The 25,431-nt window shown below is 63.6% G+C and carries 26 protein-coding genes; 10 read left to right on the top strand and 16 right to left on the bottom strand.

Going from position 1 to position 25,431, the window contains the following annotated elements:
- Positions 1-16: 16 nt before the first annotated feature.
- A complete protein-coding gene (locus BFQ01_RS29275) occupies positions 17-1,042 on the bottom strand; it encodes a LacI family DNA-binding transcriptional regulator (RefSeq protein ID WP_065928042.1) in 1,026 nt (341 codons plus the stop codon).
- A 122-nt stretch (positions 1,043-1,164) separates the two neighbouring features.
- Here BFQ01_RS29275 and BFQ01_RS29270 point away from each other — a divergent pair, with 122 nt between their 5' ends.
- The 3 genes from BFQ01_RS29270 to BFQ01_RS29260 are packed head-to-tail and all read left to right on the top strand — an operon-like array spanning position 1,165 to position 4,099.
- Positions 1,165-2,007, top strand: coding sequence for an SDR family oxidoreductase (locus tag BFQ01_RS29270; RefSeq protein ID WP_065928041.1), 843 nt, complete (start codon positions 1,165-1,167; stop codon positions 2,005-2,007).
- Complete coding sequence (locus BFQ01_RS29265) at positions 2,007-3,140, top strand: phytanoyl-CoA dioxygenase family protein (protein WP_065928040.1); 1,134 nt, start codon at positions 2,007-2,009, stop codon at positions 3,138-3,140. The genes BFQ01_RS29270 and BFQ01_RS29265 overlap by 1 nt, the downstream gene beginning before the upstream one ends.
- Positions 3,141-3,175: 35 nt before the next feature.
- Complete coding sequence (locus BFQ01_RS29260) at positions 3,176-4,099, top strand: sugar ABC transporter substrate-binding protein (protein WP_065928039.1); 924 nt, start codon at positions 3,176-3,178, stop codon at positions 4,097-4,099.
- 47 nt (positions 4,100-4,146) lie between these two features.
- Here the strand turns inward: BFQ01_RS29260 and BFQ01_RS29255 are convergent, their stop codons facing one another.
- Entirely contained in the window at positions 4,147-4,467 is a 321-nt protein-coding gene (locus BFQ01_RS29255) for a DUF2834 domain-containing protein (RefSeq protein WP_065928038.1), read from the bottom strand.
- Between the two features lie 82 nt (positions 4,468-4,549).
- Between BFQ01_RS29255 and BFQ01_RS29250 the strand changes: the two genes are divergently transcribed.
- Together BFQ01_RS29250 and BFQ01_RS29245 are read left to right on the top strand one after the other, a co-directional pair.
- On the top strand, positions 4,550-5,335 hold the full coding sequence (locus BFQ01_RS29250; RefSeq protein ID WP_065928037.1) for a helix-turn-helix domain-containing protein: 786 nt from the start codon (positions 4,550-4,552) through the stop codon (positions 5,333-5,335).
- A gap of 56 nt (positions 5,336-5,391) precedes the next feature.
- A complete protein-coding gene (locus tag BFQ01_RS29245) occupies positions 5,392-7,098 on the top strand; it encodes an amidase (protein ID WP_065928036.1) in 1,707 nt (568 codons plus the stop codon).
- 493 nt (positions 7,099-7,591) lie between these two features.
- On the opposite strand, the gene BFQ01_RS29240 is transcribed toward BFQ01_RS29245, so the two are convergent.
- From BFQ01_RS29240 to BFQ01_RS29225, 4 genes are all read right to left on the bottom strand, one after another.
- Positions 7,592-8,329, bottom strand: a complete 738-nt coding sequence (locus BFQ01_RS29240) for a CPBP family intramembrane glutamic endopeptidase (protein WP_065928035.1) — start codon at positions 8,327-8,329, stop codon at positions 7,592-7,594.
- A complete protein-coding gene (locus tag BFQ01_RS29235; protein ID WP_065928034.1) occupies positions 8,329-8,799 on the bottom strand; it encodes a RidA family protein in 471 nt (156 codons plus the stop codon). Before BFQ01_RS29235 ends, BFQ01_RS29240 begins: the two co-directional genes overlap by 1 nt.
- Positions 8,796-9,014, bottom strand: coding sequence for a DUF6434 domain-containing protein (locus tag BFQ01_RS29230; protein ID WP_065928033.1), 219 nt, complete (start codon positions 9,012-9,014; stop codon positions 8,796-8,798). The genes BFQ01_RS29235 and BFQ01_RS29230 overlap by 4 nt, the downstream gene beginning before the upstream one ends.
- Positions 9,015-9,116: 102 nt before the next feature.
- Positions 9,117-10,211, bottom strand: coding sequence for an SMP-30/gluconolactonase/LRE family protein (locus tag BFQ01_RS29225; protein WP_065928032.1), 1,095 nt, complete (start codon positions 10,209-10,211; stop codon positions 9,117-9,119).
- Between the two features lie 222 nt (positions 10,212-10,433).
- Between BFQ01_RS29225 and BFQ01_RS29220 the strand changes: the two genes are divergently transcribed.
- The gene (locus BFQ01_RS29220; protein ID WP_024075865.1) at positions 10,434-10,862 is read left to right on the top strand and encodes a nuclear transport factor 2 family protein; all 429 of its coding nucleotides are present in this window, start codon (positions 10,434-10,436) and stop codon (positions 10,860-10,862) included.
- Positions 10,863-10,885: 23 nt separating this feature from the next.
- On the opposite strand, the gene BFQ01_RS29215 is transcribed toward BFQ01_RS29220, so the two are convergent.
- Positions 10,886-12,211, bottom strand: a complete 1,326-nt coding sequence (locus tag BFQ01_RS29215; RefSeq protein WP_065928031.1) for an aminotransferase-like domain-containing protein — start codon at positions 12,209-12,211, stop codon at positions 10,886-10,888.
- An 87-nt stretch (positions 12,212-12,298) separates the two neighbouring features.
- Between BFQ01_RS29215 and BFQ01_RS29210 the strand changes: the two genes are divergently transcribed.
- On the top strand, positions 12,299-13,189 hold the full coding sequence (locus BFQ01_RS29210; protein WP_065928030.1) for a DMT family transporter: 891 nt from the start codon (positions 12,299-12,301) through the stop codon (positions 13,187-13,189).
- Here the strand turns inward: BFQ01_RS29210 and BFQ01_RS29205 are convergent.
- The gene (locus BFQ01_RS29205) at positions 13,186-13,743 is read right to left on the bottom strand and encodes a YceI family protein (protein WP_027608522.1); all 558 of its coding nucleotides are present in this window, start codon (positions 13,741-13,743) and stop codon (positions 13,186-13,188) included. The genes BFQ01_RS29210 and BFQ01_RS29205 overlap by 4 nt on opposite strands.
- An 86-nt stretch (positions 13,744-13,829) precedes the next feature.
- On the opposite strand from BFQ01_RS29205, the gene BFQ01_RS29200 reads away from it, so the two are divergent.
- Both BFQ01_RS29200 and yghX read left to right on the top strand, forming a co-directional pair.
- Entirely contained in the window at positions 13,830-14,324 is a 495-nt protein-coding gene (locus BFQ01_RS29200; protein ID WP_065928029.1) for a PaaI family thioesterase, read from the top strand.
- A gap of 44 nt (positions 14,325-14,368) precedes the next feature.
- The gene (gene yghX, locus BFQ01_RS29195) at positions 14,369-15,256 is read left to right on the top strand and encodes a YghX family hydrolase (RefSeq protein ID WP_065928028.1); all 888 of its coding nucleotides are present in this window, start codon (positions 14,369-14,371) and stop codon (positions 15,254-15,256) included.
- A 62-nt stretch (positions 15,257-15,318) separates the two neighbouring features.
- Here the strand turns inward: yghX and BFQ01_RS29190 are convergent, their stop codons facing one another.
- Together BFQ01_RS29190 and BFQ01_RS29185 are read right to left on the bottom strand one after the other, a co-directional pair.
- A complete protein-coding gene (locus BFQ01_RS29190; protein WP_065928027.1) occupies positions 15,319-16,503 on the bottom strand; it encodes a DUF2252 family protein in 1,185 nt (394 codons plus the stop codon).
- A 74-nt stretch (positions 16,504-16,577) separates the two neighbouring features.
- Positions 16,578-17,456 (bottom strand): LysR family transcriptional regulator, encoded by an 879-nt coding sequence (locus tag BFQ01_RS29185; RefSeq protein WP_065928026.1) that lies wholly within the window; start codon positions 17,454-17,456, stop codon positions 16,578-16,580.
- A gap of 127 nt (positions 17,457-17,583) precedes the next feature.
- On the opposite strand from BFQ01_RS29185, the gene ampC reads away from it, so the two are divergent.
- Positions 17,584-18,738 carry a class C beta-lactamase gene (gene ampC / locus BFQ01_RS29180; protein WP_065928025.1) on the top strand — a complete coding sequence of 385 codons (1,155 nt, stop codon included), beginning with the start codon at positions 17,584-17,586 and terminating at the stop codon, positions 18,736-18,738.
- Between the two features lie 209 nt (positions 18,739-18,947).
- Here ampC and dctM read toward each other — a convergent pair whose 3' ends face one another.
- The 6 genes from dctM to BFQ01_RS29150 all read right to left on the bottom strand — a co-directional run bounded on the left by dctM (position 18,948) and on the right by BFQ01_RS29150 (position 25,426).
- Positions 18,948-20,228 (bottom strand): C4-dicarboxylate TRAP transporter large permease protein DctM, encoded by a 1,281-nt coding sequence (dctM, locus tag BFQ01_RS29175; protein WP_065928024.1) that lies wholly within the window; start codon positions 20,226-20,228, stop codon positions 18,948-18,950.
- A complete protein-coding gene (locus tag BFQ01_RS29170) occupies positions 20,228-20,860 on the bottom strand; it encodes a TRAP transporter small permease (RefSeq protein ID WP_065928023.1) in 633 nt (210 codons plus the stop codon). The genes dctM and BFQ01_RS29170 overlap by 1 nt, the downstream gene beginning before the upstream one ends.
- Positions 20,861-20,907: 47 nt before the next feature.
- A complete protein-coding gene (locus BFQ01_RS29165; protein ID WP_065928022.1) occupies positions 20,908-21,891 on the bottom strand; it encodes a TRAP transporter substrate-binding protein in 984 nt (327 codons plus the stop codon).
- 155 nt (positions 21,892-22,046) lie between these two features.
- A complete protein-coding gene (locus BFQ01_RS29160; protein ID WP_065928021.1) occupies positions 22,047-22,859 on the bottom strand; it encodes an HpcH/HpaI aldolase/citrate lyase family protein in 813 nt (270 codons plus the stop codon).
- A gap of 14 nt (positions 22,860-22,873) precedes the next feature.
- Entirely contained in the window at positions 22,874-24,067 is a 1,194-nt protein-coding gene (locus tag BFQ01_RS29155; protein WP_065928020.1) for a CaiB/BaiF CoA transferase family protein, read from the bottom strand.
- A 9-nt stretch (positions 24,068-24,076) separates the two neighbouring features.
- Entirely contained in the window at positions 24,077-25,426 is a 1,350-nt protein-coding gene (locus BFQ01_RS29150; protein WP_065928019.1) for an MmgE/PrpD family protein, read from the bottom strand.
- Positions 25,427-25,431: the final 5 nt, after the last annotated feature.

The raw sequence follows: 25,431 nt of genomic DNA, 5'->3' as shown, positions 1-25,431 counted from the left end.
TTGTTTGGGGGAGTGCTCAGTCCGGCAGGTTGAACGGGGTGACGATCTGCACCTGTGACGGCGCAATCGGGCCGGCCTTCCACAACCGGTGGTAGTGCAGGATGTGCAGGAACACGTGGCGGGCATCGATCTGCAGGTTGTGGTCGATGATCGCGGCGATTTTTTCGTCCAGCAGCAGTTGGCGGTTTTCTTCGTCGAGGTCGTGGCCGATAAACACCTCCAGCGGGCGACCCAGGGCGGCGAAGGCGTCGACAATCGCACGGTTGCCGCCGCCGACGCTGTACACCGCCTTGAGGCCGGGATGCTGTTGCAGCGCCTGGGTGACCCGCTCGAAGGTGCGCGGGTACACGCCATAGCCGCCGCTGACGTCCAGCACCCGCAGGTGGGGGGCTCGCCCGCGCAGCCAGGCGCGAAAGCCCATCTCGCGCTCCTCCTCGCCACGGAACAACTCGCTGCCGATCACCACCGCCACGTCCTGGGGCAACGCCGGCAGCCAACGCGACATCAGGTAGGCGGCGGTCTGACCGGCGGTGCGGTTGTCCATGCCGACGTAGCCGATGCGTTCGCTTTGCGGCAGGTCCGTCACCAGGGTCACCACCGGGATGCCCGCCGCGATCAGGTGCTTGACGGCCTGGTTCACCGCCGGCTCGTCGGCGGCCTTGAGCACCACGCCCTGGCTGCCGGTGTCGAGGCAGCGCAGCAACTGATCGTGCATGGCCTGGGGCTCGATTTCTTCGAACAGGTGAAAACGCGGGGCGATGCGAAACGGGGCCAGGCTGGCCAGTTGCGCGGTGATCGCCGCCTGCACCGCGGCGCTGAAACGCTGAGGGGTGTGCATGATCACGTCGACATGGAAGGTGCGCCCTACCGCCAGGCCGTTTTTCTCCTGGGACTCCAGTTCATCCAGCGCCTGCTCGATACGTCGGCGAGTCTGGCCGTGCACGCTGCCGCGCTGATGCAGCACGCGGTCGACCGTGGCCTTGCTCACGCCCGCCTGGGTCGCGAGTTGCTTGATGGAGAAGTGTTTGGCGCGTTCGAGCATGGGTTTCGCCTGAGGTGTTTATGAGGTCTTTTTTGGGTATTACTGAGGTTTTGCAATGCTAGTCTCAGTTTTGTCCGGCGTCGAGCCGGGCAATCAAAACAACAACAATCCAGGAGAACCCCATGCCTCAAGCCGACCTCGCCAGTACGTTCAACGGCCAATATTTTGTCGTCACCGGCAGCACCCAGGGCCTGGGCGCCGCCGTGGCCCACACCCTGGCGCGACGCGGCGCCGCCGGGCTGATCATTTGCGGGCGGCGCCGCGCCCAGGGCGAAGAACAGGTGCGGCAGTTGGCGCAGCTGGATTGCCAGGCGTTTTTTGTCGAGGCCGACCTTGAACAGGTCGAGGATTGCCGCGCGATCATCGAGGCCGCGCGCACCCACTTCGGCACCCTGCATGGCCTGGTGAACTGCGCCGGGATGTCGGACCGCGGCACCATTGTCGACACCTCGCCGCAGCTGTTCGATCGGCTGATGGCGGTGAATGTGCGGGCGCCGTTTTTCCTGATGCAGGACGCGTTGAAATTGATGATCAGCCAGGGCGTGGAAGGCGCCGTGGTAAACATCCAGAGCATCACCGGGCATGGTGGTCAATCGTTCCTTTGCGCGTATGCGGCGTCCAAAGGTGCGCTGGCGATCCTGACCAGGAACGTGGCGTTCAGTGCGCTGCGCAACCGGATCCGCGTCAACGGCCTGAACATCGGCTGGATGGACACGCCCCATGAGGATCAGATCCAGCGCCAGTACCACGGCGCCCAGGACGGTTGGCTGGCTGAGGCGGAACGCGCGCAGCCGTTCGGCCGCCTGCTCAAGCCCGAAGAGGTGGCGCAAAGCGTGGCGTTCCTGCTGTCGCGCGAGTCGGGGATGATGACCGGCGCGGTGATCGACCTGGAGCAAGGCGTGGTCGGCTGCACCGACAGCGGCAGCCCGCAGCCCTTCAATGCCCTGAGCCTGGGAGGTGAGTAATGTCGGCATTTGTGACACTGCAGGATGTACGCATTGAGGATTTCAAGCGGATTTGCGCGCAACAGGCGCGTGCCGAGGACTATCCCCTGGCTGCGGAAGTGCTCGGCAACGTGCCGGTCTATCAGGCCTGCACCTTGCGCAACAGCGACCGCCACACGGTGATGAATGAACTGCACCGTTTGTTTCGCGATGGACCGGGCGTGATGGTGGTGCGCCGCGCCTATGAGGACCTGGAAGTGGTGGATCGCCACAGCCAGGTGTTCGAGGCGATCTTTGCCCAGGAGGCCGCCCAAGGCGTGGCCGCCGACCATTTTGCCAAGGCCGGCAGTAACGGGCGTATCTGGAATTCATTGCAGAAGGCCGCGCTACAGTCGCCGCAATCCTTTGTGGAGTATTACGCCAACCCGCTGCTGGGGCTGATCGCCGAGGCATGGCTGGGCCCGAGCTATCAGGTAACGGCGCAAGTGAACGTGGTGCACCCCGGCGGCCAGGCGCAACAGCCGCACCGCGACTATCACCTGGGCTTCCAGACCACTGAGGTGGTGGAGCGCTTTCCCCTGCCCTTGCATGTGCTGTCCCAGTACCTGACGTTGCAGGGCGCAGTGGCCCACTCGGCGATGCCGCTGGAAAGCGGCCCCACCCAGTTGCTGCCGTTTTCCCAGCAATACGCCCTGGGTTACCTGGCCTGGCGGCGCCCCGAATTTATCGAGCACTTCCAGCAGCACGCCGTGCAACTGGCGCTGGACAAGGGCGACCTGCTGTTTTTCAACCCGGCGCTCTTCCACGCCGCCGGCACCAACCGCACGGCCGGCCACCAGCGCATGGCCAACCTGCTGCAAATCTCCTCGGCCTTCGGCAAGCCCATGGAAGCCCTCGACCGCGACCGCATGATGCTGGCGGTGTACCCGGTCCTGCTGGCCAACACGGCCCTGGATGCCCAGGCGATTGCAGCGGTGGTGGCCTGCACCGCCGACGGCTATGCCTTCCCCACCAACCTCGACACCGACCCACCCTTGCAGGGCCTGGCCCCGCAAACCGGGCAGCAACTCATGCTGCAGGCCCTCGACGAACGCTGGGCGTATGAGGACTTCGCCGCGGCCGTGGCGCAACTGCGGGCCAAGCGCCAGGCGTGATGTTTTAACAACAACAAAAACAACGGAGCACAACCATGAAGAAGCAACTCCTTGCGGCACTCTTGACCCTCGCCATCACCCCCTGGGCGCTGGCCGATATACGGATCGGCGTGAGCATCGCCCAGGTCGACGACGTATTTCTCGCGCAAATGCGTGACTACATGGCCGCCCACGCCCGGGAACTGCCCGGCGTGACCCTGCAATTCGAAGACGCCCAGGGCGACGTGGTGCGCCAGCTTAACCAGGTGCAGAACTTCACCGCCCAGGGCATGGACGCAATTATCGTCAACGCCGTAGACACCGCCGCCACCCAGAAAATGACGGTCAATGCCCAACAGGCCAGGATCCCGCTGGTGTACGTCAACCGCCGCCCCGAGTTCAAGGAAGTACCGCCAGGGGTTGGCTATGTCGGCTCGGATGAGATCAAGGCCGGTGAAATCCAGATGCGCTACCTGGCCGAGAAAATGGGCGGCAAAGGCAACCTGGCGATCATGCTCGGGCTGCTGTCCAACAACGCCACCCACAACCGTACGCTGGGGGTCAAGAACGTGCTCAAGGACTATCCAGGTATAAAGATCGTCGAGGAGCAGAGTGCCGAATGGCAGCGCAGCAAGGCAATTGACCTGATGAACAACTGGATCGTGTCCGGGCGCAAAATCGACGCCGTGGCGGCGAATGCCGATGAAATGGCGATTGGCGCGGCCATGGCGATCAGCCAGGCCGGCATGCAGCCCGGCAAGGATATTCTGGTGGCCGGCAGCGATGGCGGCGCGGCCGGTTTGGACGCAGTGAAGAAAGGCCAGTTGCTGGTGACGGCGTATCAGGACAACAAGGGGCAGGCCGTGGGCTCCATTGACCTGGCGGTGAAGATGGTCAAGAAACAGCCGTATGACGCCGAGCTGACCATTCCTTATCAGCAGATCACCAAGGACAACTACCAGGCATTCCTCAACCCATAAACTTCATCGTGGCGAGGGGGCTTGCTCCCTCGCCACAAGTAGACCCGTCAGTCCTGACGTTCTGCGCGTCGCACAACACCATTGACGACGATATACAGCAACGGCCCCACCGACAAGAACACCGCCGTCAGCAAGAAGTACGGCAGCACCGACGCCAGCGACCGCCCCCGCGCCCGTGCATCCCGGTACATCCACACACAGGCCAGCACGGCCATCAGGTACAGGTCGATGACGACCTGCGCGGTGTCCGGGCGCGATATCAACTCTCGTCCGAAGGCCAGCAACGATTGCTCGGCCGTGAGCAGCGTGAACAGGGTGTACAGCGAAAAACCCAGCAGAGCGGCGAGGGCCAGATAAGGTTTGTGCATGGTCTGTTCCTTGACGTGATCGAAGCCCACCCTAGTGATAAGGTTGCCCCCTCGCAATGACCTCGGAGGTCATAGTCACGCCATGGATAACCCCGCTACTGCCGGCGAACATCTGCGCCAGCTACGCCGACAGGCTGGTCTGAGCCAACTTGACCTGGCCCTGATCACCGGCGTGTCCCAGCGCCACCTCAGTTGCCTCGAAACCGGCCGCGCCAAGCCGAGCCCAGGTACGTTGAATCACCTGCTCAGCGCACTGGAAACACCGCTGGAGCAGTGCAACCGCGTATTCCTCGCCGCCGGCTTCGCGCCCCGCTATACCGCTACCCCGCTCGCCTCCCCGGCCATGGCCGCAATTCGCGAGGCGGTCAGCCATGTCCTGCACGCCAACAACCCGGCCCCGGCGATCCTGCTGGGCAGCCACTGGGAAGTGCTGGCGGCGAATGCGAGTACCGGCGCGCTGTTGGAACTGGTGGGGGTCACGCCGCCGCTGGAAGGCCTGAACCTGCTGACCACCCTGCTGCAACCCGGCGGCCTGGGCGACCACCTGGTCAACGCCGAAGAAATCCGCACCCTGGCCTGGCAACGGGCAAGCCGCGAGGCACTGGACAACCCTGTGCTGGCCGCTCTACTGGCGAGCCTGCCCGCCCCCGCCCACACCACGCCGCCGCCTGAAATGCCGCCGCTGGTGTTGACCCGCGTGCATACCAGCCAGGGCGAGCTGAGCTTTCTGTCCACCTTCACCACCTTCGGCATGCCCCAGGACATCACCCTCGCCTCCCTGCGTATCGAACATCTGATTCCCGCAGACGACGCCACCTGGCAGGTGATGCGTGCCGCCCATGGGGAAAATGCCGCACTGGTTTTGTGAAATATCTGTACGTAGACTGCCGCCATACCTCAACTTAAGGCGGCGAAGAAAACGTCATGCAAGTTACCGAAGTCTCCATTGCCCAATTGCGCGCGGCGCTCGAATCCGGCCAGACCACGGCCGTTGAACTGGTGCAGGCTTACCTCGCACGGATCGATGCCTACGACGGCCCGCAGACCGCTACCGCCCTCAACGCCGTCGTCGTGCGTAACCCCGACGCCCTCAAGGAAGCCCAAGCCTCCGATGCACGTCGGGCCAAGGGCGAAACCTTGGGGCCATTGGATGGCATTCCCTACACCGCCAAGGACAGCTACCTGGTCAAAGGGCTGACGGCCGCCTCCGGCAGCCCGGCCTTTGCCAGCCTTGTCGCCCAGCGCGATGCGTTCACCATCGAGCGCCTGCGCGCCGGTGGCGCCATCTGCCTGGGCAAGACCAACATGCCGCCGATGGCCAATGGCGGCATGCAGCGCGGCGTGTATGGCCGCGCGGAAAGCCCGTATAACGCCGACTACCTCACCGCGCCGTTCGCCTCCGGTTCGTCCAACGGTGCCGGCACCGCCACCGCCGCCAGCTTTGCCGCCTTCGGCCTGGCGGAAGAAACCTGGTCCAGCGGCCGTGGCCCGGCGTCCAACAATGGCCTGTGCGCCTACACCCCGTCCCGTGGGGTGATTTCGGTGCGCGGCAACTGGCCGTTGACCCCGACCATGGACGTGGTAGTTCCCTACGCCCGCACCATGGCCGACCTGCTGGAAGTGCTCGACGTGGTGGTGGCCGACGACCCGGACACCCGTGGCGACCTGTGGCGCCTGCAGCCGTGGGTGCCGATCCCCAGCGTCGCCTCGGTGCGCCCGGCGTCTTACGCTGAACTGGCGGTCAACACTGAAGCCCTGGCCGGCAAACGCTTCGGCGTGCCGCGCATGTACATCAACGCCGACCCCGAGGCCGGCACCAGCGAAAAGCCCGGCATCGGCGGCCCCACCGGGCAGAAGATAAACACCCGTGCCAGCGTGATCGACCTCTGGAAAGACGCACGCCAGGCGCTGGAAGCCGCCGGTGCCGAAGTCATCGAGGTCGACTTCCCACTGGTGTCCAACTGCGAAGGCGACCGCCCAGGCGCGCCAACCGTGTTTACCCGTGGCCTGGTGTCCCGGGAATTCCTGCACGATGAACTGTGGGAACTGTCGGCCTGGGCCTTCGATGATTTCCTGCGCGCCAACAACGACCCGGCCCTGAACCGCCTGGCCGATGTGGACGGGCCGAAAATCTTCCCCCACGACCCCGGCACCCTGCCCAACCGTGAGGACGACCTGGCCGCCGGCATGGACGAGTACGTGCGCATGGCCGAGCGTGGCATCACCCCGTGGAACGAGATCAGCACCGTCCCCGATGGCCTGCGCGGCCTGGAGCAAACCCGGCGGATCGACCTGGAAGACTGGATGGATAAGCTCGGCCTCGACGCTGTGCTGTTCCCCACCGTGGCCGATGTAGGCCCTGCGGATGCCGATGTGAACGAAGCCAGTGCGGACATTGCCTGGAGCAACGGTGTGTGGGTGGCCAACGGCAACCTCGCCATCCGCCACCTGGGCGTGCCTACCGTTACCGTGCCCATGGGCGTGATGGCGGACATCGGCATGCCGGTCGGGCTGACCTTTGCCGGGCGCGCCTACGATGATTCGGCATTGCTGCGGTTTGCGGCGGCGTATGAAGCCACCGGCAGCAAACGCCTGATCCCGCCGCGCACGCCGCCGCTGGCGACAAACTAACTGATTCACTGTGGGAGAGGGCTTGCTCCCGATGAGGGCGTGTCAGTTGATGCATCGGTGGCTGACCCACTGCCATCGGGAGCAAGCCCCCTCCCACATTTGGAACTGCATATATCAGGTAGATCTCGGTCTGCTTTTGCTCTGGCTTTTACAGTCTTCGAGCCGACCGGAGTTGTCACTGGTGTACTCGGCTAAGTGTGGGAGGGGGCTTGCTCCCGATGAGGGAGTGTCAGTTGATGCATCTGTGGCTGAACTACTGCCATCGGGAGCAAGCCCCCTCCCACATTTGGAACTGCATATATCAGGTAGATCTCGGTCTGCTTTTACTCTGGCTTTTTCGGCCTTGGAGCCAATTGGAGTTGGGGCTGGTGTACTCGGTAAAAAATGTGGGAGGGGGCTTGCTCCCGATGAGGGCGTGTCAGTTGATGCATCGGTGGCTGACCCACTGCAATCGGGAGCAAGCCCCCTCCCACCGTTCTGAGCGCATTTCAAGTCAGGCCATATAGGGCACCGCAATCAGCAGGATTGCCGTGCCATGGCAGGCCGTCGCCGCCAACACGCCATGACGCATGCGCACCAGTGCGCAGGCCAGCCCTTCGATCAGGGTAAACAGCAACACCGGCCAGCCCAGTTGAGTCACGCTCAAGGCCAGGAAGGCATGGCAGGCGGCAAACGCCACGCCACTGATCAGCGCCGCTCGCAGCGGTGTCACCTGCTGTTCAAGGTAGCCCTGCAAAAACCCGCGAAACAACACTTCCTCCAGCGCATTGGCGCCATAGGCCAACACCACCATGCCCGGCAGCCACACCCAGTAGCCGGGGATCGCGTGCGGCTCTATTCCTTGATAGAGCCGCAACGGCACACCGATCAGGCAACCGACCGCAAGCCCCACCGCCAGGCCAAGGGCGCGGTGGCCCCGGGTCCATACCACCAGGCGCCACAACTCCGGCGCCACCCGGACCAACACTACGGCCAGCAGCACCGACAGGCCACCCAGCGCCGCCAATACAAAGGCATTCGCGGTGAAGGCGATTTGCACGTCGTCACTGAGCGCCCACATGCCCAGGGGCGTCATCACATCGCGCATCAGCACGAACGCCGCGAGCAAAATCAGGATGCGCATGGCCGGCAACGACTTGGGCGTCAACCCGAACCACAGGCCAAACAGCAGCAAACCCGGCGCCAGGTGCAGGCCGTAGTTGAGCAGGACGACCAGACCTTGGCTGACCATCAGTCGTGCGCGACCGCGACCATGTCGATTTCCACCGCCGCCGACTTCGGCAGTTGCATCACCCCCACCGACGTGCGCGAATGCACCCCGGCACCGCCGAGGATCTCGTGCAACAGGTCCGAGGCGCCGTTGGCCACTTCACTCTGCTGATCGAAGTCCTCGGCGCTGCGTACATACACGGTGATACGCGGGATGGCCTTGACCCGATCCAGCGAACCGAGCGCCTGCTTGAGCAGGCCCAGGCAGCGCAATGCACTGATGCCGGCGGCGATCTGTGCCTGGGCCAGGGTCAAGGTGTCACCGACCTTACCCGGCAGCATGACCGTGTCGCCGACACGCGGGATCTGCCCGCTGATGTACAGATGGTTGCCGTCGCGCACCAGCGGCGTGTAGTTGCCGCCGACTTTGAATTCATCCAATTGATAGCCGAGGCGTTTTTGCACGGCTTGGTATTTTTCATCCGGTGTCATGCTCGGGAGTCCTCGTTGCGACGCTGCCACTCATCCACCACGTCGCCCATCGTCTTGGGTGTTGCGTTGCGAATCCACGCCATGAAAGGCCGGTCGAACGTGAACCCCGCGCCGCAGTGCTCACGCATGAAACGGCGTACGTTCTGGGTGTTTTTGTAGTGTGAAGTGACAGGCGTGCTGCGGGTGATAGGGGCGCTGTGCCAATCAAAGTCCATTTGCGTAACGCTCTGATGTTTCAGGAGCACGCAGCATAGCGCTAAATAGCCACTGTGAACGCCGGCCAACCGGCGCTGACAGTGGATTTTTTTCAGCGCCTATCAGGCGAAATCCGCCCCTCGCGTATTGACGAACAACGCGTAGATCGAATGGCTGCCGGCCATGAACAGGCGGTTGCCTTCGCGGCCGCCAAAGCACAGGTTGGGGCAGCGTTCCGGCAGCGAGATATGCCCGATGGCCTTGCCCTGGGAATTGAACACGCGCACGCCGTCGAGCTTTTCCAGGTCGGCCTTGGGGTCGCCATTGCCGCCCCAGCCACACCAGAGATTGCCGCTCTCGTCGCACTTGATGCCGTCCAGCGCTGCGTATTCGAGGCCTTCGATATGCTTGCGCCGTTCGCCCAGGGTGCCGTCGTCCTTGACATCAATCGCCCAGATCAGTCGGTTGGGCTTGGCGCGCCCTTCCACCACGTAGAGGGTCTTTTCATCCGGCGAAAAGCACAGGCCGTTGGGACCGTTGAGGTCGTCGATCACCCGCATAACCTTGCCGCTGTCAGCGTCGATGCGATACACGCCATGGGGCTGGGTGGGGGTGATCTTGTGGCCTTCGTAGTTGTTGCCGGTCTGGAATGGCGGGTCGCTGAACCACACCGAACCATCGCGCTTGCACACGATGTCGTTGGGCGAGTTGAAGGGTTTGCCGTCAAAGCTGTCCGCCAGCACCGTGATGCTACCGTTATGTTCGGTGCGAGTGATGCGCCGCCCCTCGCCAGAAGTGGTCGAACCTTCGCACACCAGCAGGCGGCCCTGGCGATCGCGGCACATGCCGTTGGAGAAGTTGGCGTTTTCACGGTACACCGACAGGCTGTCGGTCACCTCATCCCAACGCACGATGCGGTTGTTGGGAATATCACTGAGCAGCAGGTAGCGGCCATCGCCGATCCACACCGGTCCTTCGGCCCAGCGCAGGCCGGTCGCCAGGCGCTCAACGCTGGCATTGAACAGGCGCAGCTCGAGGAAACTGTCGTCGAGCACCTTGATCAGGGGGTCTGGATAACGCTGGCTCAAGGGCTCGGCCGCGTCTGCCAGGCGAGGCAGGTTGCCCAGCACCGCCACCGACGCGGAAACCGCCAGGGATCGCTGGAGAAAGACCCGGCGGCTGTGTTCGGAGCGGGCAGGCGAAGGGGGAAAATCCATGGGTATCTCCGTTATTTTATTGTTAGACGGGAGACTAGTTTTAACCTGTGATGAGACATCGTACAAGATTGAAGACTTCACTCACCCTATACAACGCAAGGTTCTGCGCAAATATTCCAAATTTTACTTTCCAAAAGCCCTTCGACTATTGCAATGTTGTACGACAACAGATTCAGTAACGTGTTGCCCGTACACCTCCCCAACAACAATAAGGAAACACCCATGCAAAACGTCAAAGTGCTGATCGGTTTTCTGTGCCTGTTCAGCGGCTATGTGGCCGCGGCCCCTGCCGCCGACAAAGACGTCGCCCAAGCGGTCGACCACCTCACCCAGGCGATGCTGCATAAAGACCTCAAGCAGCTCCAGAGCCTGACCGCCGAGAACCTCACCTACGGCCACTCCAGCGGCAAGATCCAGAACAAGCAAGAATTCATTGCCGATATCGAGACCGGGCGCAGCGGCTTCAAGACCCTGGAAATGCAGAAACAGACCATCACCCTGAGTGGCGATACCGCCCTGGTACGCAACCACTTCTCCGCCCTGGCGGTGAACAGCGGCAAGGAAGTGCCCACCGAAATCGAGAACTTCCAGATCTGGCAAAAACAGAAAGGCCACTGGCTGCTGATCGGGCGCCAGGCGTTTAAATTCTGATGGCTAGCGGTGGGCCATCGGGCTCACCACTGCACCACCTTGCGCACCTTCAGCAACGCCTCGCGCAGCGCCGGCATGTCCACCGAGCCCAAGGCCAGGCGCAACGCATGGGGCACGTGGGCCGAGACGGCGAAGGGCTCGGCGGTGGAGACGGAAATACCGTCGCGCTGCAAGGTCATGGCGACTTGATCGGCGCGGGCCTCTTCCGCCAGGGGCAGCCACAAGAAATACGATGACGGGTGGCTGGTGTAGGCCACCCCCTTGAGCACCTGCGCGGCCAAGGCTTGCCGCGCCCGCGCATCCTGGCGCTTGTGGGTTTCAAGTTGCGCCACGGTGCCATCCTCGAGCCAGGCCACCGCAATCGCACTCATCACCCCCGGCACGTTCCAGGTGGTGGCCATGATGGTGCGTTCCAGTGCTTTGACCCAACCCGACGGGGCAGCGATAAACCCCACGCGCAGGCCGGTCGCGACACTTTTCGACAGCCCGCCCACATAGACCGTGCGCTCCGGCGCCAATCTGGCCACGGGCAGCGGCGCGTCCTCGGCCAGGAACGCGTAGGCCGCGTCCTCGATGATCATCAGGTTGTGCTCACGGGCAATCGCCACCAACTGCTCGCGCTGCGCCAGGCTCAGCACCCAGCCCAACGGGTTATGCAAAGTCGGCATGCTGTACACGGCACGCACCGGGCGCTTGCGACACAGGCTGTGCAGGTAGTCCAGGTCCGGGCCGTCGGCAGTTACCGGGATGGCGACGATCTCCAGGTGCAGGGTCTCGGCCAGCACCTTGAACCCCGAATACGTCAAGGCGTCGACGGCGATCACATCACCGGGCTTGAGCAAGGTCATCATGGTCACGGCCAACCCGTGCTGGGCGCCACTGACCACCAGCACCTGTTCGGCCTCGACCGTCAGCCCTCGACTCAACAGGTGCCGCGCGACAGCGGCGCGCTCATGCAGGCGACCGGCGTGGGGCTGGTAACGCAGCAGCGCTTCAAGGTCGCCGGACAGCGCCAACTGGCGCAATGCGGTGCGCAGCAAGTCGGCCTGGCCCGGCAAGGACGGGTAGTTGAAACTCAGATCGAGCATGCCCGCCGCCACGCTCATCTGCCCGCTGCCCTGCCCCGGCGGCAGCGAGATTTCGCGCACAAAGGTGCCTCGGCCTGTCTCGCCACTGACCAGGCCCATGGCCTCCAGCTCGGCGTACACCCGGCTCGCGGTGACCAGCGCCAGGCCATGTTCGGCGGCCAGTTGGCGGTGGGTCGGCAGTCGCGTACCGGGGGGCATGCTGCCTGAGCGAATGGCCTCGGCGAAGCTGTCGACCAACGACTTGTAGCGGGCGCGGGGCATAGCGATGTATCCATGACAATTTTTTGATTGTCTTTATCTTCAACCCTAGGATGCCTGCCACGCAACTCATCCTTTTCGGACACCCATATGGAACGTACAGCCCCCCTCAGCAACCTGGACACCCGCACCCAAGGCTGGATCAACGGTTTTATCGGCGTGGTGATCTTCAGCGGCTCGCTGCCGGCCACGCGCCTGGCGGTGATGGAATTCGACCCGGTGTTCCTGACCATGATCCGCGCCGCCATTGCCGCGCTGCTGGGGCTGGCCTTGCTGGGGCTGTTCAAGGAGCAACGCCCCGCGCGCCAGCAATGGATGCCCCTGGCAATCGTCGCCCTCGGCGTGGTGATCGGCTTTCCGTTACTCACCGCGCTGGCGCTGCAATACGTGACCTCCGCGCACTCCATCGTCTTCATCGGCCTGCTACCGCTGGCGACCGCCGTGTTTGCTGTACTGCGTGGCGGCGAGCGTCCACGCCCGGTGTTCTGGCTGTTTTCGATCCTCGGCAGTGCGCTGGTGATGGGGTACGCCTTCGCCCAGGGCTTGAGCGCCGCACCGGCGGGTGACGTACTGATGCTGCTGGCGGTGCTGGTGTGCGGCCTGGGGTATGCCGAAGGCGCCAAACTGTCGCGCAGCCTGGGCGGCTGGCAGGTGATCTGCTGGGCGCTGGTGGTGTCGTTGCCGGTGGTGGTGCCGTTGAGCCTGGTGCTGGCGCCGTCGAGCGTCAGCGGTATCAGCCTGCCGGCCTGGCTGAGCCTGGGCTATGTGTCGCTGTTCAGCATGCTGATCGGCTTTGTGTTCTGGTATCGCGGCCTGGCCCAGGGTGGCATCGCCGCCGTCGGACAGTTGCAACTGCTGCAACCGTTCTTCGGCCTGGCGCTGGCAGCGGGCTTGCTGCATGAACAGGTCAGCCTGGGCATGCTGCTGGTGACGGTCGCGGTGATCGGCTGCGTGGCCGGGGCCAAGCGGTTCGCGCGCTAACGCTGGGGCGCGACCATCTTGAACTTGATGTTGATGTCGTCGGACACCACGCTGTTGCCGGCCCATTCGCCTTCGCCGATCCTGAAGTCGCCGCGCTTGAGGATGAACTCACCGTCGAACACGCCGATGCCATCCAGCTCCTTGAGCACCACGTTGACCGCCACCGGGCGCGTGGTGCCCTTGATCGTCAGGTTGCCGCTGATGTTGAAGCGGTTATCCCCCAGGGCCTTTACAGCGGTGGACTCATAGACGCCCACCGGATAGGTCGCGGTATCGAACCACGAGGCCCGTTGCAGCTCGTCGTTCGCATCGGGGCTGCCGGCATCGATACTCGCCAGCTGGATCTTGAGCAAGGCATGTCCGCTTTCGGGCTTTTGCGTGTCAAAGCTCAGCGTGCCTTCGAAGTCGCCGAAGGTGCCATACACCCGCTGCCCCAACTGCTTATAGGTAAAACTGATCTGGCTGGCGGTGCGATTGACGTCGGTGTACTCCGCCGCCTGGGCACAGCCGATAGCACCCAGGACCAGGACCAACGGGAGAATTCGACGCTTCATGCCACGCTCCGCAAAAAATGGATGTATTCCCATCAGGTGCCTGTCCTGCTAAACAGACTAGTCGCTCACAACAATAAGGACGCTGCATGCCCACCCCTTCTCTACAGGACATCACCGCGCCGGAAGGCATCTGCTACGGCTGCGGCGGCAGTAACCCCCATGGTTTGCATATCAAGAGCCGCTGGGATGCCGATGGTGTCCATCTCATCGCCGAACATCACCCCGAGGCAAAATACAGTGGCTGGCCCGACCTGGTCTACGGCGGCCTGATCGCCATGCTGGTGGACTGCCACTCCAACTGGACCGCCATGGCCTACCACTACCGTGCCGAACAGCGCGAACCCGGCAGCCTGCCGCGCATCGACTGCGTCACCGGCAACCTGGGGATCAAATTCATCAAGCCGACTCCCATGGGCGTTCCGCTCACCTTGCGTGCGCGGGTCGAAGGCGAAGTGGGCCGCAAAAGCCGCGTGGTCTGCGAGGTGTACGCCGGCGAGGTACTCACGGCCATCGGCGATTCGCTGTTCGTGCGCGTCGACACCCGCGAACTGGCTGCGGCCGCCCATGGCCGTGACAGCTGATCCTGGTCTACATTGACTGGCACCGCTAATCGAGGACCGAACCGATGACTCGTCTCACCGCGAAAGACTTTGCCCCCGAACTGCTGGAACTCTACGACGGCTACGCCCACGGCAAGCTCAACCGCCGCGAATTTCTCGACCGCGCGGCGCTGTTCACCTTTGGCGGCCTCACCGCCTCGGCCCTGCTGGCGGCCCTGAGCCCCAACTATGCCCTGGCCGAACAGGTGAAATTCACCGACCCGGACATCGTTGCCGACTACATCACCTACCCCTCGCCCAAGGGCAACGGCACCGTGCGTGGCTACCTGGTGCGCCCGGCCAAGGCCACCGGCAAGCTGCCGGCAGTGGTGGTGGTCCACGAAAACCGTGGCCTCAACCCCTACATCGAAGACGTCGCCCGGCGCCTGGCCAAAGCCGGGTTTATCGCCCTCGCGCCGGACGGCCTGACCTCGGTGGGCGGCTATCCCGGCAACGATGAAAAAGGCGTGGCGCTGCAACAGACAGTCGACCCGACCAAGCTGATGAACGACTTCTTCGCCGCCATCGAATGGCTGATGCACCACGACAGCAGCACCGGCAAGGTTGGCATCACCGGCTTCTGCTATGGCGGCGGCGTGACCAATGCGGCGGCGGTGGCGTACCCGGAACTGGGCGCGGCGGTGTCGTTCTACGGGCGCCAGCCGGAAGCCAAGGACGTGCCGCGCATCAGGGCGCCGATCATGCTGCATTTCGGCGAGCTGGATACGCGGATCAACGAGGGGTGGCCGGCGTATGAAAAGGCCCTGAAGGCCGCCGGCACGACTTATGAAGCGTACATCTACAAGGGCGCCAACCATGGTTTCCATAACGATTCGACACCGCGTTATGACGAGGCCGCGGCGAATCTGGCGTGGGAAAGGACACTGGGTTGGTTCCGCAAATACCTGGCCTGAATACAGTCCAAATATGGGAGGAGGCAAGCCCCCTCCCACATTGATCGTCACCGCATTCCAGCTCAGTGTTCCAGCGCATACCGGCGGCAATGGTTGAGGTAGCCCTGCTCATGGCTGCCCACCAACTGCACCACGCTGGTCCATAACCACGACGGCGCATCCAATTGCCTGGAGCGGTTTTCCTGCAGCACCGACATCCAGCCCTTGCGCGTCGCCCGGTCCATCTGCCGGGCATGGGCGATACCGACCACCCGCGCCAGGTAACCGGCGGCGTGCATGGCATCGAGTTCACTCAGTTCGTCCAGTTCCAGCTTCATGTCCTGGGGCAACAGTTCGCGGATGAAAAAGCCATGGTCCAGAAACCGTGTCGCCACCATGCGTTCACCCAGGCCCGGCGACAGCTGGCGGGCGCCCTCCACCACTCGGCGGCCGTTGTACCTGGGCATCTTCGCCCGTGCCGCGCGCGGTGCGGCGGCGCCGACGGCTTCCTTGATATCGATCAGGCAGTATTCCTCATCGTCCTTGTCGCCCACCCCCAGCAATACGGCGTAGCGCAGCAGGCCGAGGGAGCTGCAGCCCTTGACCCAGTAAGCCGAATCCAGCAGTTGGACCTTGGCGTCCTTGGGGCGGCCCTTGAGCGAGGTGACCAACTGATGGATGTCATCCGACGCGCAGACGCTTTCCAGCGCACTTTTTTCTGCCCGCGACAGCGACCAGAAATGCTTGCCCAGCGGGATCGTCGGCCGCACGTTGTCGATGCGCTCACGGGCCAGGCTTTTCCAGGTGCGCTCGACGGCGCTGCGCATCCCCGCCTTGACTTGGGACGGACGCGGCGGTACCTCGTCGGGCTTGTCCTTGAACGCCTGTTCATAGCCCACCATCATTTCTTCAAGCATGCGCGCGGTGGTCACGCCCGGCAGGTCCGAACCGCGCGCGGCGGTGGCCAGGGACAGCGCCAGGCGCACCAGGTCGTGGGCCGGGTTGCCGATCACGGCCTGGTCAAGGTCGCGGATATGCATATCGATGCGGCCCTTGTTGTCGCCGGTGGGCCCCAGGTTGCCCGCGTGGCAGTCGCCGCAGATCCAGATCGCCGGGCCTTGAGGCAGACGCCTGCCCATCTGGCTGTGCAGCCACTCGTAGAATTGCACGGTGCTGCCGCGCACATACGCGTGGGCGGAGCGTGCCATCTTCAAATTGCGCAGTTGGGTGAGGTGTGGCATGCGAGCGGAGGGGCGCGGTATTTTCATGGAATAACTCAGTGCAGGTGTAGCGGTAGAACGCCGGCCCCGAGCAAATGTTTCATTATGTTTCAGAAATAAACTCAGACACGCCCACTCTCCTCCAGCAACCACGCCTTGAAGACCTGCATGGCCGAGGTCTCGGCCCGCGACTGCAAGCGCGTCAGCCAGTAGCTGCCAGTGGTGATGCCGACGTCGAATGGCTGGCGAATCACATCACTCTCCAGTTGCCGCGAAAACATCAGCGCTGGCGCCAGCGCGACACCGCTGCCTTGCAGCGCCGCCTCCATCATCGCCAGCGACGAGTCGAACACGATGCTGCGCGGTACCAGGGTGTCGGCGGGCAGCCCGGCGGCCTGAAGCCACAGGCTCCACTCATCCGCGCGGTAGGAGCGCAGCAGCGTGTGTTTCAACAGGTCGGCCGGCGTGTGCAACTGCGCGGCGAGTGACGGCACACACAGTACCGTCAGCGGCGCTTCCAGCAACTCCAGCGCATCCGTGCCGTGCCAGGCACCTGCACCGAAACGAATCGCGTAATCCAGGCCTTCGGCAGCCACGTCGACTCGATTGTTATGGGTGGACAGGCGCAGGTCGATGAACGGGTAGCGGCTCTGGAAGTCCGGCAGACGTGGCAGCAGCCAGCCGACGGCAAAGGTGCCGACCGCGCCCACGGTGAGTACCTCGCGGTAATGCCCGCCCTCGAACTGACCCAAGGTGTGGGCAATGCGGTCGAACGACTCGCGCACCACCGGCAGCAGGGTTTCGCCCTCGCGGGTGAGCATCAACCCGCGGGGCAGGCGCTTGAACAAGGTGACAGTGAGCTGCGCCTCCAGGCTCTTGACCTGATGGCTGACCGCCGCCTGGGTCACGCATAACTCAATGGCGGCGCGGGTAAAGCTCAAATGCCGGGCGGCCGCTTCGAAGGCGCGCAAGGCGTTCAACGGTAAGTGGGAGCGGAGCATATTGACCCCAATATTTCTAATGACTGCTGCGAGATATCATCGTTTGCCCAGGATCGGCGAACGGCCTACATTTGCCTCGCCCGCGCAGGCTCTTTATTCAATCGATCATTCTCATGGAAGCGTTATCATGCCCCAACATTTACTGTCTGGCGTGCGTAATTTCACCGCCCTCGCGGTGTTTATCGCCGCCGGCAACTGCCTGGCTGCCACCGACCTGCAGGCGGTGGTGGATGCCAATGTCAAACCGCTGATGCAGCAGCAGTCGATTAACGGCCTGGTGGTCGGCGTGGTGCGGGACGGCAAGGCGCAATACTTTAACTACGGAATCGCCGCCACCGATACCCGCCAGCCGGTCAGCGAAAACACCCTGTTCGAAGTGGGTTCAGTGAGCAAGACCTTCACCGCGACCCTGGCCGGTTACGCGGTAGCCAGCGGCAAACTCACGCTCTCCGACCCGGCCAGCCATTACCTGCCGGCACTGGGCGGCGGCAAGTTCGACCACATCAGCGTGCTCAACCTCGGCACCTACACCGCCGGCGGCTTGCCCCTGCAATTCCCCGCCAATGCGGATAACACCCAGCGCATGATCAGCTACTTCCAGCACTGGCAACCCGACTTCGCCCCTGGCACCCAGCGCCTGTATTCCAACCCGAGCCTGGGGTTGTTCGGCTACCTGGCGGCGCAGAGCCTCAAGCAGCCGTTCGATCAGGCGATGGAAAAGACCCTGTTGCCCGCACTCGGGCTCAAGCACACCTTCATCAAGGTGCCGCAGAGCCAGATGAGCCTGTACGCCCAAGGCTATGGCAAAGATGGCAAACCGGTACGCGTCGGCCCCGGCGCCCTGGACAGCGAGGCCTACGGCATCAAGACCAGCGCTGCGGACTTGCTGAAGTACGTTGACGCGAACATGCACCCGGCGACGCTGGATAAAACCCTGCAGCAGGCGATCAGCGTGACTCACACGGGTTACTACAGCGTGGACGGCATGACCCAGGGCCTGGGCTGGGAAATGTACCCCTACCCCATCCCGCTCGATGGGTTGATGGCCGGCAACTCCACACCCATGGCAATGGAACCGCACGCGGTCAACTGGCTGACCCCGCCCCAGGCGCCCCACGCCGACACCCTGGTGAACAAGACCGGCTCCACCAATGGGTTTGGCGCCTACGTGGCGTACGTGCCGAGCAAGGGAGTGGGCGTGGTGATATTGGCGAACAAGAACTACCCGAATGCCGAACGGGTAAAGGTCGCCCATGCAATCTTGAGTGCACTGGACCAATAGAGCCTGACGCAAAACCAATGTGGGAGGGGCAAGCCCCAATACCAGTCAGTTAAGACACTTTGTAGGAGCGAGGGGGACGCCTAGTTCTTGCTCGCGAAAAACGCCCAGGCAACGCGTTCATTCTCGATAAACGTGGTGGCCCTGAGTTCTTCGCGAGCAAGAACTAGGCGTCCCCCTCGCTCCTACAGTGAGTCACTTGCTGACCCGCGCTACATCCCCAACCAGTGCGGCAAGGCCAGCGAAATAAACGGCAAGTACGTGACCATGATCAGGAACACCAACAGGATCATCAGCCACGGCAACGCCGCACGAATGGTCTGCCCCAGCGTCAACCCGGTCACCGCCGAGGTGACGAACAGGTTCAGCCCCACCGGTGGGTGCACCAGGCCGATTTCCATATTGACCACCATCACGATGCCCAGGTGAATCGGGTCGATGCCCAGCTTCATGGCGATCGGGAAGAAGATCGGCGCCAGGATCAGCACGATGGCCGAAGGCTCCATGAAACTGCCGGCGATCAGCAGCACCACGTTGACCATGATCAAAAAGCCAATCGGCGTGAGGCCCTCGGACAGCACCCAGGCGGTGATTTCCTGGGGGATCTGCTCGGTGGTCAGCACATGGGCGAAGAGCATGGCATTGGCGATGATAAACATCAGCATGATCGCCAGGCGCCCGGACTCCAGCAGCACCTTGGGGCAGTCGCGCAGCTTCATGTCCTTGTAGACGAACAACGCCACAAAGGCCGAGTACACCGCCGCCACCGCCGCCGCCTCGGTGGGGGTGAACATGCCGCTGTAGATGCCGCCGAGGATGATCACCAGCAGCAACAGGCCCCAGAAGGCGCGGCGTGCACAGCCCAGCCATTCACCCAACGTCGCCCGTGGCTGGGCCGGCAGCTTCTTGATGCGCGCGACAATGTAGATCGCCACCATCAGCATCAGGCCCAGCAGCAAGCCCGGGATCACCCCGGCCATGAACAGCTTGCCCACCGAGGTTTCCGTCGCCGCCGAGTACACCACCATTACGATCGACGGCGGAATCAGGATGCCCAGGGTGCCGGCGTTGCAGATGATCCCCGCGCCGAATTCCTTCGGGTAACCGGAGCGCACCATGCCCGCCACCGCAATCGAACCCACCGCCGCCACCGTCGCCGGGGATGAGCCGGACAGCGCCGCAAACAGCATGCACGCCAGTACCGCCGCAATCGCCAGGCCGCCACGGATATGCCCGACACAGGCGTTGGCAAAGTCGATCAGCCGCTGCGCCACGCCGCCGGTGGTCATGAACGCACCGGAGAGCAGGAAGAACGGGATCGCCAGGAAGGTATAGGCGTCGGAGGTTTCGAACAGCTTGATCGCCAGGGAACTGACCGAGTCCGGGCTGAACATCAGGATCGACACCGCGCCCGACAAACCCAGCGCAATGGCAATCGGCACGCCGAGGAACATGAACACGAACAACAGCAGGAACAGACAGAGCACGGCCATCAGTGACGCTCCCCATGGCTGCCTGCCAATTTGCTGGCCTCACCGGCCTCGTCAGCCAGCCCCAACCCGACCTGACGGCGGGTAAAGATGCGGTAGAAGATCTCCAGGTAGCGGATAAACACCAGGGCAAAACCGATGGGCACGATGATCACAATGTCACCCACGTCGATACCGAACTGGTCGAGGTCTTCGGCGCCGATATGGGCGGTCATCACCGCGCTGACCCACTTGTAGCTGGCGACCATGAACAGCCCGGCATAGGCCAGGCAGCACAGGCAGGCGAGCATGCCCAGCACGCGCTGCACCGGACGCCGGGTCAGCTTGACCAGCGCGTCCACCCCCAGGTGGCCGGCGGTGCGCACCCCATAGGAAATGCCGAAGAAAATCAGCCAGCCGAACATGGCCTTGGTCAGCGCCACGCTCCAGGTCATGTCCTGGGCCCAGGTCATGGTGTGGTCGCCCAGCGCGCCGAAGAACGTGCTGCTCCACGCCCACTTGTCAGACAGGGCAAAGAACAGCGTGTAGATGTTGTTGAGCATGACGTAAACAAATGTCACCAGGGTCATGGCCGCCAGCAGGAAGGCAATAAAGCCTTCCTCCAGGTGCTCCCAGACGCGCCTTAGCGTTTGCATGGCAAAACCTCGCGAAAGCAAATGAGATGTCAGGGCGGAAACCGGATTCAATGGTTGGAGGCATCCGCCGCCTTGATCAGATCAGCCCCGATTTCCCCTTCGAACTTCTGCCACACCGGCCGCATCGCTTCGCGCCACAACTGGCGTTGCTCGGGGGTCAGCTCGATGATTTCGCTGGTCTTGGCCTCGACGATCTTCTGCCTGGCCGACTGGTTCAGCGCTTCGGCCTGTTTGTTCACCTCGACGGTGACCTCGACCATGACCTGCTCCAGGGTGCCGCGGATGTCCGGCGGCAGGCCGTTCCAGAACGTGGCATTGGTGATGACCATGTAGTCGATCAGGCCATGGTTGGATTCGGTGAAGTACTTCTGCACTTCGTTGACCTTCTGGCTTTCATAGTTCGACCAGGTGTTCTCGGTGCCATTCACGGTGCCGGTCTGCAAGCCCTGGTACACCTCGGCAAAGCTCATCTTGCGCGGGTTGGCACGGATCGCCTTGAACTGCTCCTCCAGCACGCTGGAGGCCTGCACGCGGAACTTCAGGCCACGGGCGTCCTTGGGTTCATGCAGTGCCTTGTTGGCGGAGAGTTGCTTGAGGCCGTTGTGCCAATAGGCCAGGCCGAGGATGTTCTTGCTCTGCATCGAGGTCAGCAGTTGCTTGCCCTCGGCGGCCTGGAAGCGGTCGACGGCGGCCAGGTCGTTGAACAGGAACGGCAGGTCATAGATCTGCACTTGCCGGGTGTATTGCTCGAACTTGGCCAGGGACGGCGCCAGCATCTGCACGTCGCCCAGCAGCAGGGCTTCCATTTCCTTGCCGTCGCCGAACAGTGACGAGTTGGGGTACACCTCGACCTTGACCTTGCCGGGCAAGCGTTCTTCGGCGAGCTTCTTGAACAGCAACGCGCCCTGGCCCTTGGGGGTGTTTTCAGCGACCACGTGGGCGAACTTGATCACGATCGGGTCCGCCGCCTGGGCCAGGCCCGCGGCAAACAAGGTGGCGGCGCAGAACAGCGCCCGAGAAAGCTTGAGCATGGAAAATCACCTTCTTATTGTTGTGTTGTAGGGCAAGGTGCCTGATATGACGCGTGTAGTGAATTTCGAATTTTTGATACCTGCGTTCGGCCACGCCGAACACCAACCTCAAGAAAAATGCAGTTCCCCCTCCACATTTGATTCGGTTCCGTCAGCTATAACTGTGCGAGCAACCGCTGCGCCCGCAACAACACCGGCGCATCCACCATCTGCCCATCAATCTGGTAAGCCCCCGCCCCATGCGCCCCGGCGTCAACCACCCGCCGTGCCCAGGCCAGGTCGGCGGCGCTGGGCGCCAACGCTTCATGGATCACCGCCACCTGCCTGGGATGGATACACAACGCGCCGGCAAAGCCCATTTCATAGGCATGCCGGATCGAACGGCGCAGGCCTTCAGGATCGTCGATGGCCGGGTGCACGCCATCCAGTGGCGCCACCAGGCCAGCCGCGCGGGAATGCACGATCAGCGCCAGGCGTGCCTGGTCGAGGGCGAACTGCGCGGCCGGGGAGTTGCTGCTCAAGTTGAGGTCCAGCGCCAGGTCCAGGCCGCCGAATGACAGGCGTTCGACCTGCGGCGCCCCCGCGATGTCGGCCACCGCCAGCAAGCCCCGTGCGCTTTCTATAATCGGCCAGATCACTTTGCCCGCAGCGGCGACCACCGCCACCTGGGCCGCGCTTTCCACTTTCGGCAGGAGTACACCCGCCACGTTGGCGTGGGCTTTGCAAAACGCCACATCTTCGAAATGCCCGGCATGTTCCGGCGCGTTGATGCGCACCCACACCCGGGCCTGCGGGTGACTTTGCAGGAACGCCCCGAGGTTATCCCGCGCCTGGCGCTTGAGCGGCTCTTCCACCGCGTCTTCAAAATCCACGATCACGGCGTCGGCGCCACTGGCCAGCGCCTTGGAAAATCGCTCCGGTCGGCTGCCGGGAACAAACAGCGCAGAGCGCACAAGAGGGTTTGGCATAACGGACTTCCTTATTAGATAACGCCGCGCGCGCGCAGGCTGTCGATGGCATCGCCGGAGTAACCGAGCTGCTCGAGGATGCCCTGGCTGTGCTGCCCCAGCGCCGGTACGGCGTCCATGCGCGGGGTAAACGCCCCGTTGCGCGCCGGCGGCAGCAGCGACGGCAGCGGCCCGGCAGGGCTTGCGACTTCACGCCAACTGTCGCGGGCCTTGAGCTGCGGGTGGTCCCACACGCCTTGCATATCGTTGACGCGGGCGCTGGCGATCTGCGCGTCCTCCAGGCGCTGGATCACGGCCTCGGCGCCCAGTTGGGCAAAGCTGTCGACGATGATCTGGCGCAACACCTCGCGGTTGGCCGAGCGCTTGAAGTTGGCGCTGAAGCGCTCATCCGTCGCCAGTCCAGGTGTGAGCAGCACCTTGTCGCAGAACGCTGCCCATTCACGCTCGTTCTGCAAACCGAGCATCACCGTGCCGCCGTCACCGGTGGGAAACGGCCCGTAGGGGTAGATGGTCGAGTGCGCCGCGCCGGCACGCGGGGGTGGAGGCGCACCGTCGAAGGCGTAGTACATCGGGTAGCCCATCCACTCCACCAGGCTTTCGAGCATGCTCACGTCGATGCGGCTGCCCTGCCCCGTCTTGCCGCGCAACAGCAGCGCGGAAAGGATGCCGCTGTAGGCGTACATGCCGGCGGAAATATCGGCGATGGAGCAACCGGCCTTGGCCATCTGCTCGTCACCCGGGCCACCGGTCACCGACAAAAAGCCGCCCTCGCTCTGGATCAGCAGGTCATAGGCTTTCTTTTTCTCGTAGGGCCCGCCTTCGCCATAGCCGGAAATGTCGCAGACGATCAGCCGTGGAAAGCGTGCATGCAGCGCCTCGAACGACAGGCCCATGCGCGCCGCCGCGCCCGGTGCAAGGTTCTGCACCAGCACATCGGCATCCGCCAGCAGGCTGTCGAGGATGGCGTCGGCGTCGTCCTGCTTGAGGTCCAGGGTGAGGCTTTCCTTGGAGCGGTTGGTCCACACGAAATGCGAGGCCAGGCCACGCACGCGCTCGTCGTAGCCACGGGCGAAGTCACCGGCACCGGGGCGTTCGATCTTGATCACGCGGGCGCCGAGGTCGGCCAGTTGACGGGTGCAAAAGGGCGCGGCGATCGCGTGTTCCAGGCTGACAACGGTGATGCCGTCCAGCGGTCGTGGGTCAGTCATGACAGTTCCTCAGAGCCAGTGGGCCATGGACGCGGCGTTGCGCACATCCCAGACTTTGGCGATCAATGCGGCGGCCTGGGCCGGTGTGCGAGCGTTACTGAACCGGGCGAGGCGCTGGAATTTATCCGCCAGTTCTGCACGGCTCAGGGTGTTGCCAGGGTCGCCCTTGGGCTCGTCGATGGCGCCGTGCAGGGTGCGGCCGTCAACCGTGGTGACGGTGACGCGGCCGAGCCAGCGCTGCGGGTAGGCGCCATCGACCTCGGGGTCGAGGGTCATGCTGACCCTGTCGCGAAAGGCGGCGACGGCGGGATCGGTCAACGCCGATTCATGGAACTCGGTGAGCCCGGCCTTGCCATGCACGGCGATCAACCCCAGCACGGTGCCCATGGAGAACTTGGCCTGATGCACGCTGGTCGGCACGCTTACTCGCCCCAGCACATCGATGGCGCCTTGGTGCACACGGGTTTCCACACGGGCGATATCGACGGCCTCGAGGCCTTCGCGTTGCATCAACGCCAGCAACGCATCGGCGGCCGGATGGGTATGGCGGCACGACGCGTGGAACTTGAACGAGGTCTCCAGCAGCGCCCAACGGCTACCAAGGCCAGCCGATAACTTGCTCGGTTCGGCATCCGTGGACATACCCGCCGCCAGGCCCTGGTCGCCTTCGAGGATATTGCGCGCACCGGTCAGGCCATCCGCCGTCAGGTACGCGGCGAGCAAACCGTCCGCGGCCGCCTTGGCCGTGTGCAGTTGCTTGGAGTCGGCGGCATCGCGCAGGAATTCCCACAGCCCGGCGGCCTGGGTGCCGGCGCTGCCGAGCAGATGGATGAACTGGTCCTGATTGAAATCCAGCAACTTGCCCACCGCCACGGCCGCCGCCAGGGTGCCCACCGTGGCCGTGGTGTGGAAGATGCGGTAGTGGGAGCGCCCCATGAATTCGCCGATGCGGATCCCGGCCTCATAGCCGGCCACCGAGGCCAGCAACACGTCACGGCCGGATTTACCGAGGTCCTGGGCGGCGGCCAAGGCAGCGGGAAACACCACGGTGGCCGGGTGCAGCACCGAGCTGTTGTGCAGGTCATCCTGTTCCACCAGGTGGGACGAGGCGCCGTTGACCAGTGCGGCGAAATACGCGCTGCTGCCGGTGCCATTGACGATCACCTGCGCCGGGCCGCTGCTCGGGCCCATCTTCTGGGCATAGCGCTCGAACAACGGGATCGGGTGCGCGCCCTGGCTGGCCAACGCGGACGCCAGCCAATCCAGGAACAGGTCTTCGGTGCGCGCCAGCACGGGTTCGGGCAACTGCTCGTAGGCCAGGTCGGCCAGGAACCGACACAGGGCTTGGGTATGGCTCATGGGCA

Origin of the sequence: Pseudomonas sp. 8 R 14 (assembly GCF_900005955.1) — a bacterium.
GTDB classification, from domain to species: Bacteria; Pseudomonadota; Gammaproteobacteria; order Pseudomonadales; family Pseudomonadaceae; genus Aquipseudomonas; species Aquipseudomonas marginalis.
The sequence above is the reverse complement of the archived record's forward strand: the minus strand, read 5'-3'. Positions and strand labels throughout refer to the sequence as shown.

Bases quoted from the DNA above. Each gene is read 5' to 3' on its own strand.
- BFQ01_RS29275 (WP_065928042.1), bottom strand. From the start codon at position 1,042: ATGCTCGAACGCGCCAAACACTTCTCCATCAAGCAACTCGCGACCCAG.
- BFQ01_RS29270 (WP_065928041.1), top strand. From the start codon at position 1,165: ATGCCTCAAGCCGACCTCGCCAGTACGTTCAACGGCCAATATTTTGTC.
- BFQ01_RS29265 (WP_065928040.1), top strand. From the start codon at position 2,007: ATGTCGGCATTTGTGACACTGCAGGATGTACGCATTGAGGATTTCAAG.
- BFQ01_RS29260 (WP_065928039.1), top strand. From the start codon at position 3,176: ATGAAGAAGCAACTCCTTGCGGCACTCTTGACCCTCGCCATCACCCCC.
- BFQ01_RS29255 (WP_065928038.1), bottom strand. From the start codon at position 4,467: ATGCACAAACCTTATCTGGCCCTCGCCGCTCTGCTGGGTTTTTCGCTG.
- BFQ01_RS29250 (WP_065928037.1), top strand. From the start codon at position 4,550: ATGGATAACCCCGCTACTGCCGGCGAACATCTGCGCCAGCTACGCCGA.
- BFQ01_RS29245 (WP_065928036.1), top strand. From the start codon at position 5,392: ATGCAAGTTACCGAAGTCTCCATTGCCCAATTGCGCGCGGCGCTCGAA.
- BFQ01_RS29240 (WP_065928035.1), bottom strand. From the start codon at position 8,329: ATGGTCAGCCAAGGTCTGGTCGTCCTGCTCAACTACGGCCTGCACCTG.
- BFQ01_RS29235 (WP_065928034.1), bottom strand. From the start codon at position 8,799: ATGACACCGGATGAAAAATACCAAGCCGTGCAAAAACGCCTCGGCTAT.
- BFQ01_RS29230 (WP_065928033.1), bottom strand. From the start codon at position 9,014: ATGGACTTTGATTGGCACAGCGCCCCTATCACCCGCAGCACGCCTGTC.
- BFQ01_RS29225 (WP_065928032.1), bottom strand. From the start codon at position 10,211: ATGGATTTTCCCCCTTCGCCTGCCCGCTCCGAACACAGCCGCCGGGTC.
- BFQ01_RS29220 (WP_024075865.1), top strand. From the start codon at position 10,434: ATGCAAAACGTCAAAGTGCTGATCGGTTTTCTGTGCCTGTTCAGCGGC.
- BFQ01_RS29215 (WP_065928031.1), bottom strand. From the start codon at position 12,211: ATGCCCCGCGCCCGCTACAAGTCGTTGGTCGACAGCTTCGCCGAGGCC.
- BFQ01_RS29210 (WP_065928030.1), top strand. From the start codon at position 12,299: ATGGAACGTACAGCCCCCCTCAGCAACCTGGACACCCGCACCCAAGGC.
- BFQ01_RS29205 (WP_027608522.1), bottom strand. From the start codon at position 13,743: ATGAAGCGTCGAATTCTCCCGTTGGTCCTGGTCCTGGGTGCTATCGGC.
- BFQ01_RS29200 (WP_065928029.1), top strand. From the start codon at position 13,830: ATGCCCACCCCTTCTCTACAGGACATCACCGCGCCGGAAGGCATCTGC.
- yghX (WP_065928028.1), top strand. From the start codon at position 14,369: ATGACTCGTCTCACCGCGAAAGACTTTGCCCCCGAACTGCTGGAACTC.
- BFQ01_RS29190 (WP_065928027.1), bottom strand. From the start codon at position 16,503: ATGAAAATACCGCGCCCCTCCGCTCGCATGCCACACCTCACCCAACTG.
- BFQ01_RS29185 (WP_065928026.1), bottom strand. From the start codon at position 17,456: ATGCTCCGCTCCCACTTACCGTTGAACGCCTTGCGCGCCTTCGAAGCG.
- ampC (WP_065928025.1), top strand. From the start codon at position 17,584: ATGCCCCAACATTTACTGTCTGGCGTGCGTAATTTCACCGCCCTCGCG.
- dctM (WP_065928024.1), bottom strand. From the start codon at position 20,228: ATGGCCGTGCTCTGTCTGTTCCTGCTGTTGTTCGTGTTCATGTTCCTC.
- BFQ01_RS29170 (WP_065928023.1), bottom strand. From the start codon at position 20,860: ATGCAAACGCTAAGGCGCGTCTGGGAGCACCTGGAGGAAGGCTTTATT.
- BFQ01_RS29165 (WP_065928022.1), bottom strand. From the start codon at position 21,891: ATGCTCAAGCTTTCTCGGGCGCTGTTCTGCGCCGCCACCTTGTTTGCC.
- BFQ01_RS29160 (WP_065928021.1), bottom strand. From the start codon at position 22,859: ATGCCAAACCCTCTTGTGCGCTCTGCGCTGTTTGTTCCCGGCAGCCGA.
- BFQ01_RS29155 (WP_065928020.1), bottom strand. From the start codon at position 24,067: ATGACTGACCCACGACCGCTGGACGGCATCACCGTTGTCAGCCTGGAA.
- BFQ01_RS29150 (WP_065928019.1), bottom strand. From the start codon at position 25,426: ATGAGCCATACCCAAGCCCTGTGTCGGTTCCTGGCCGACCTGGCCTAC.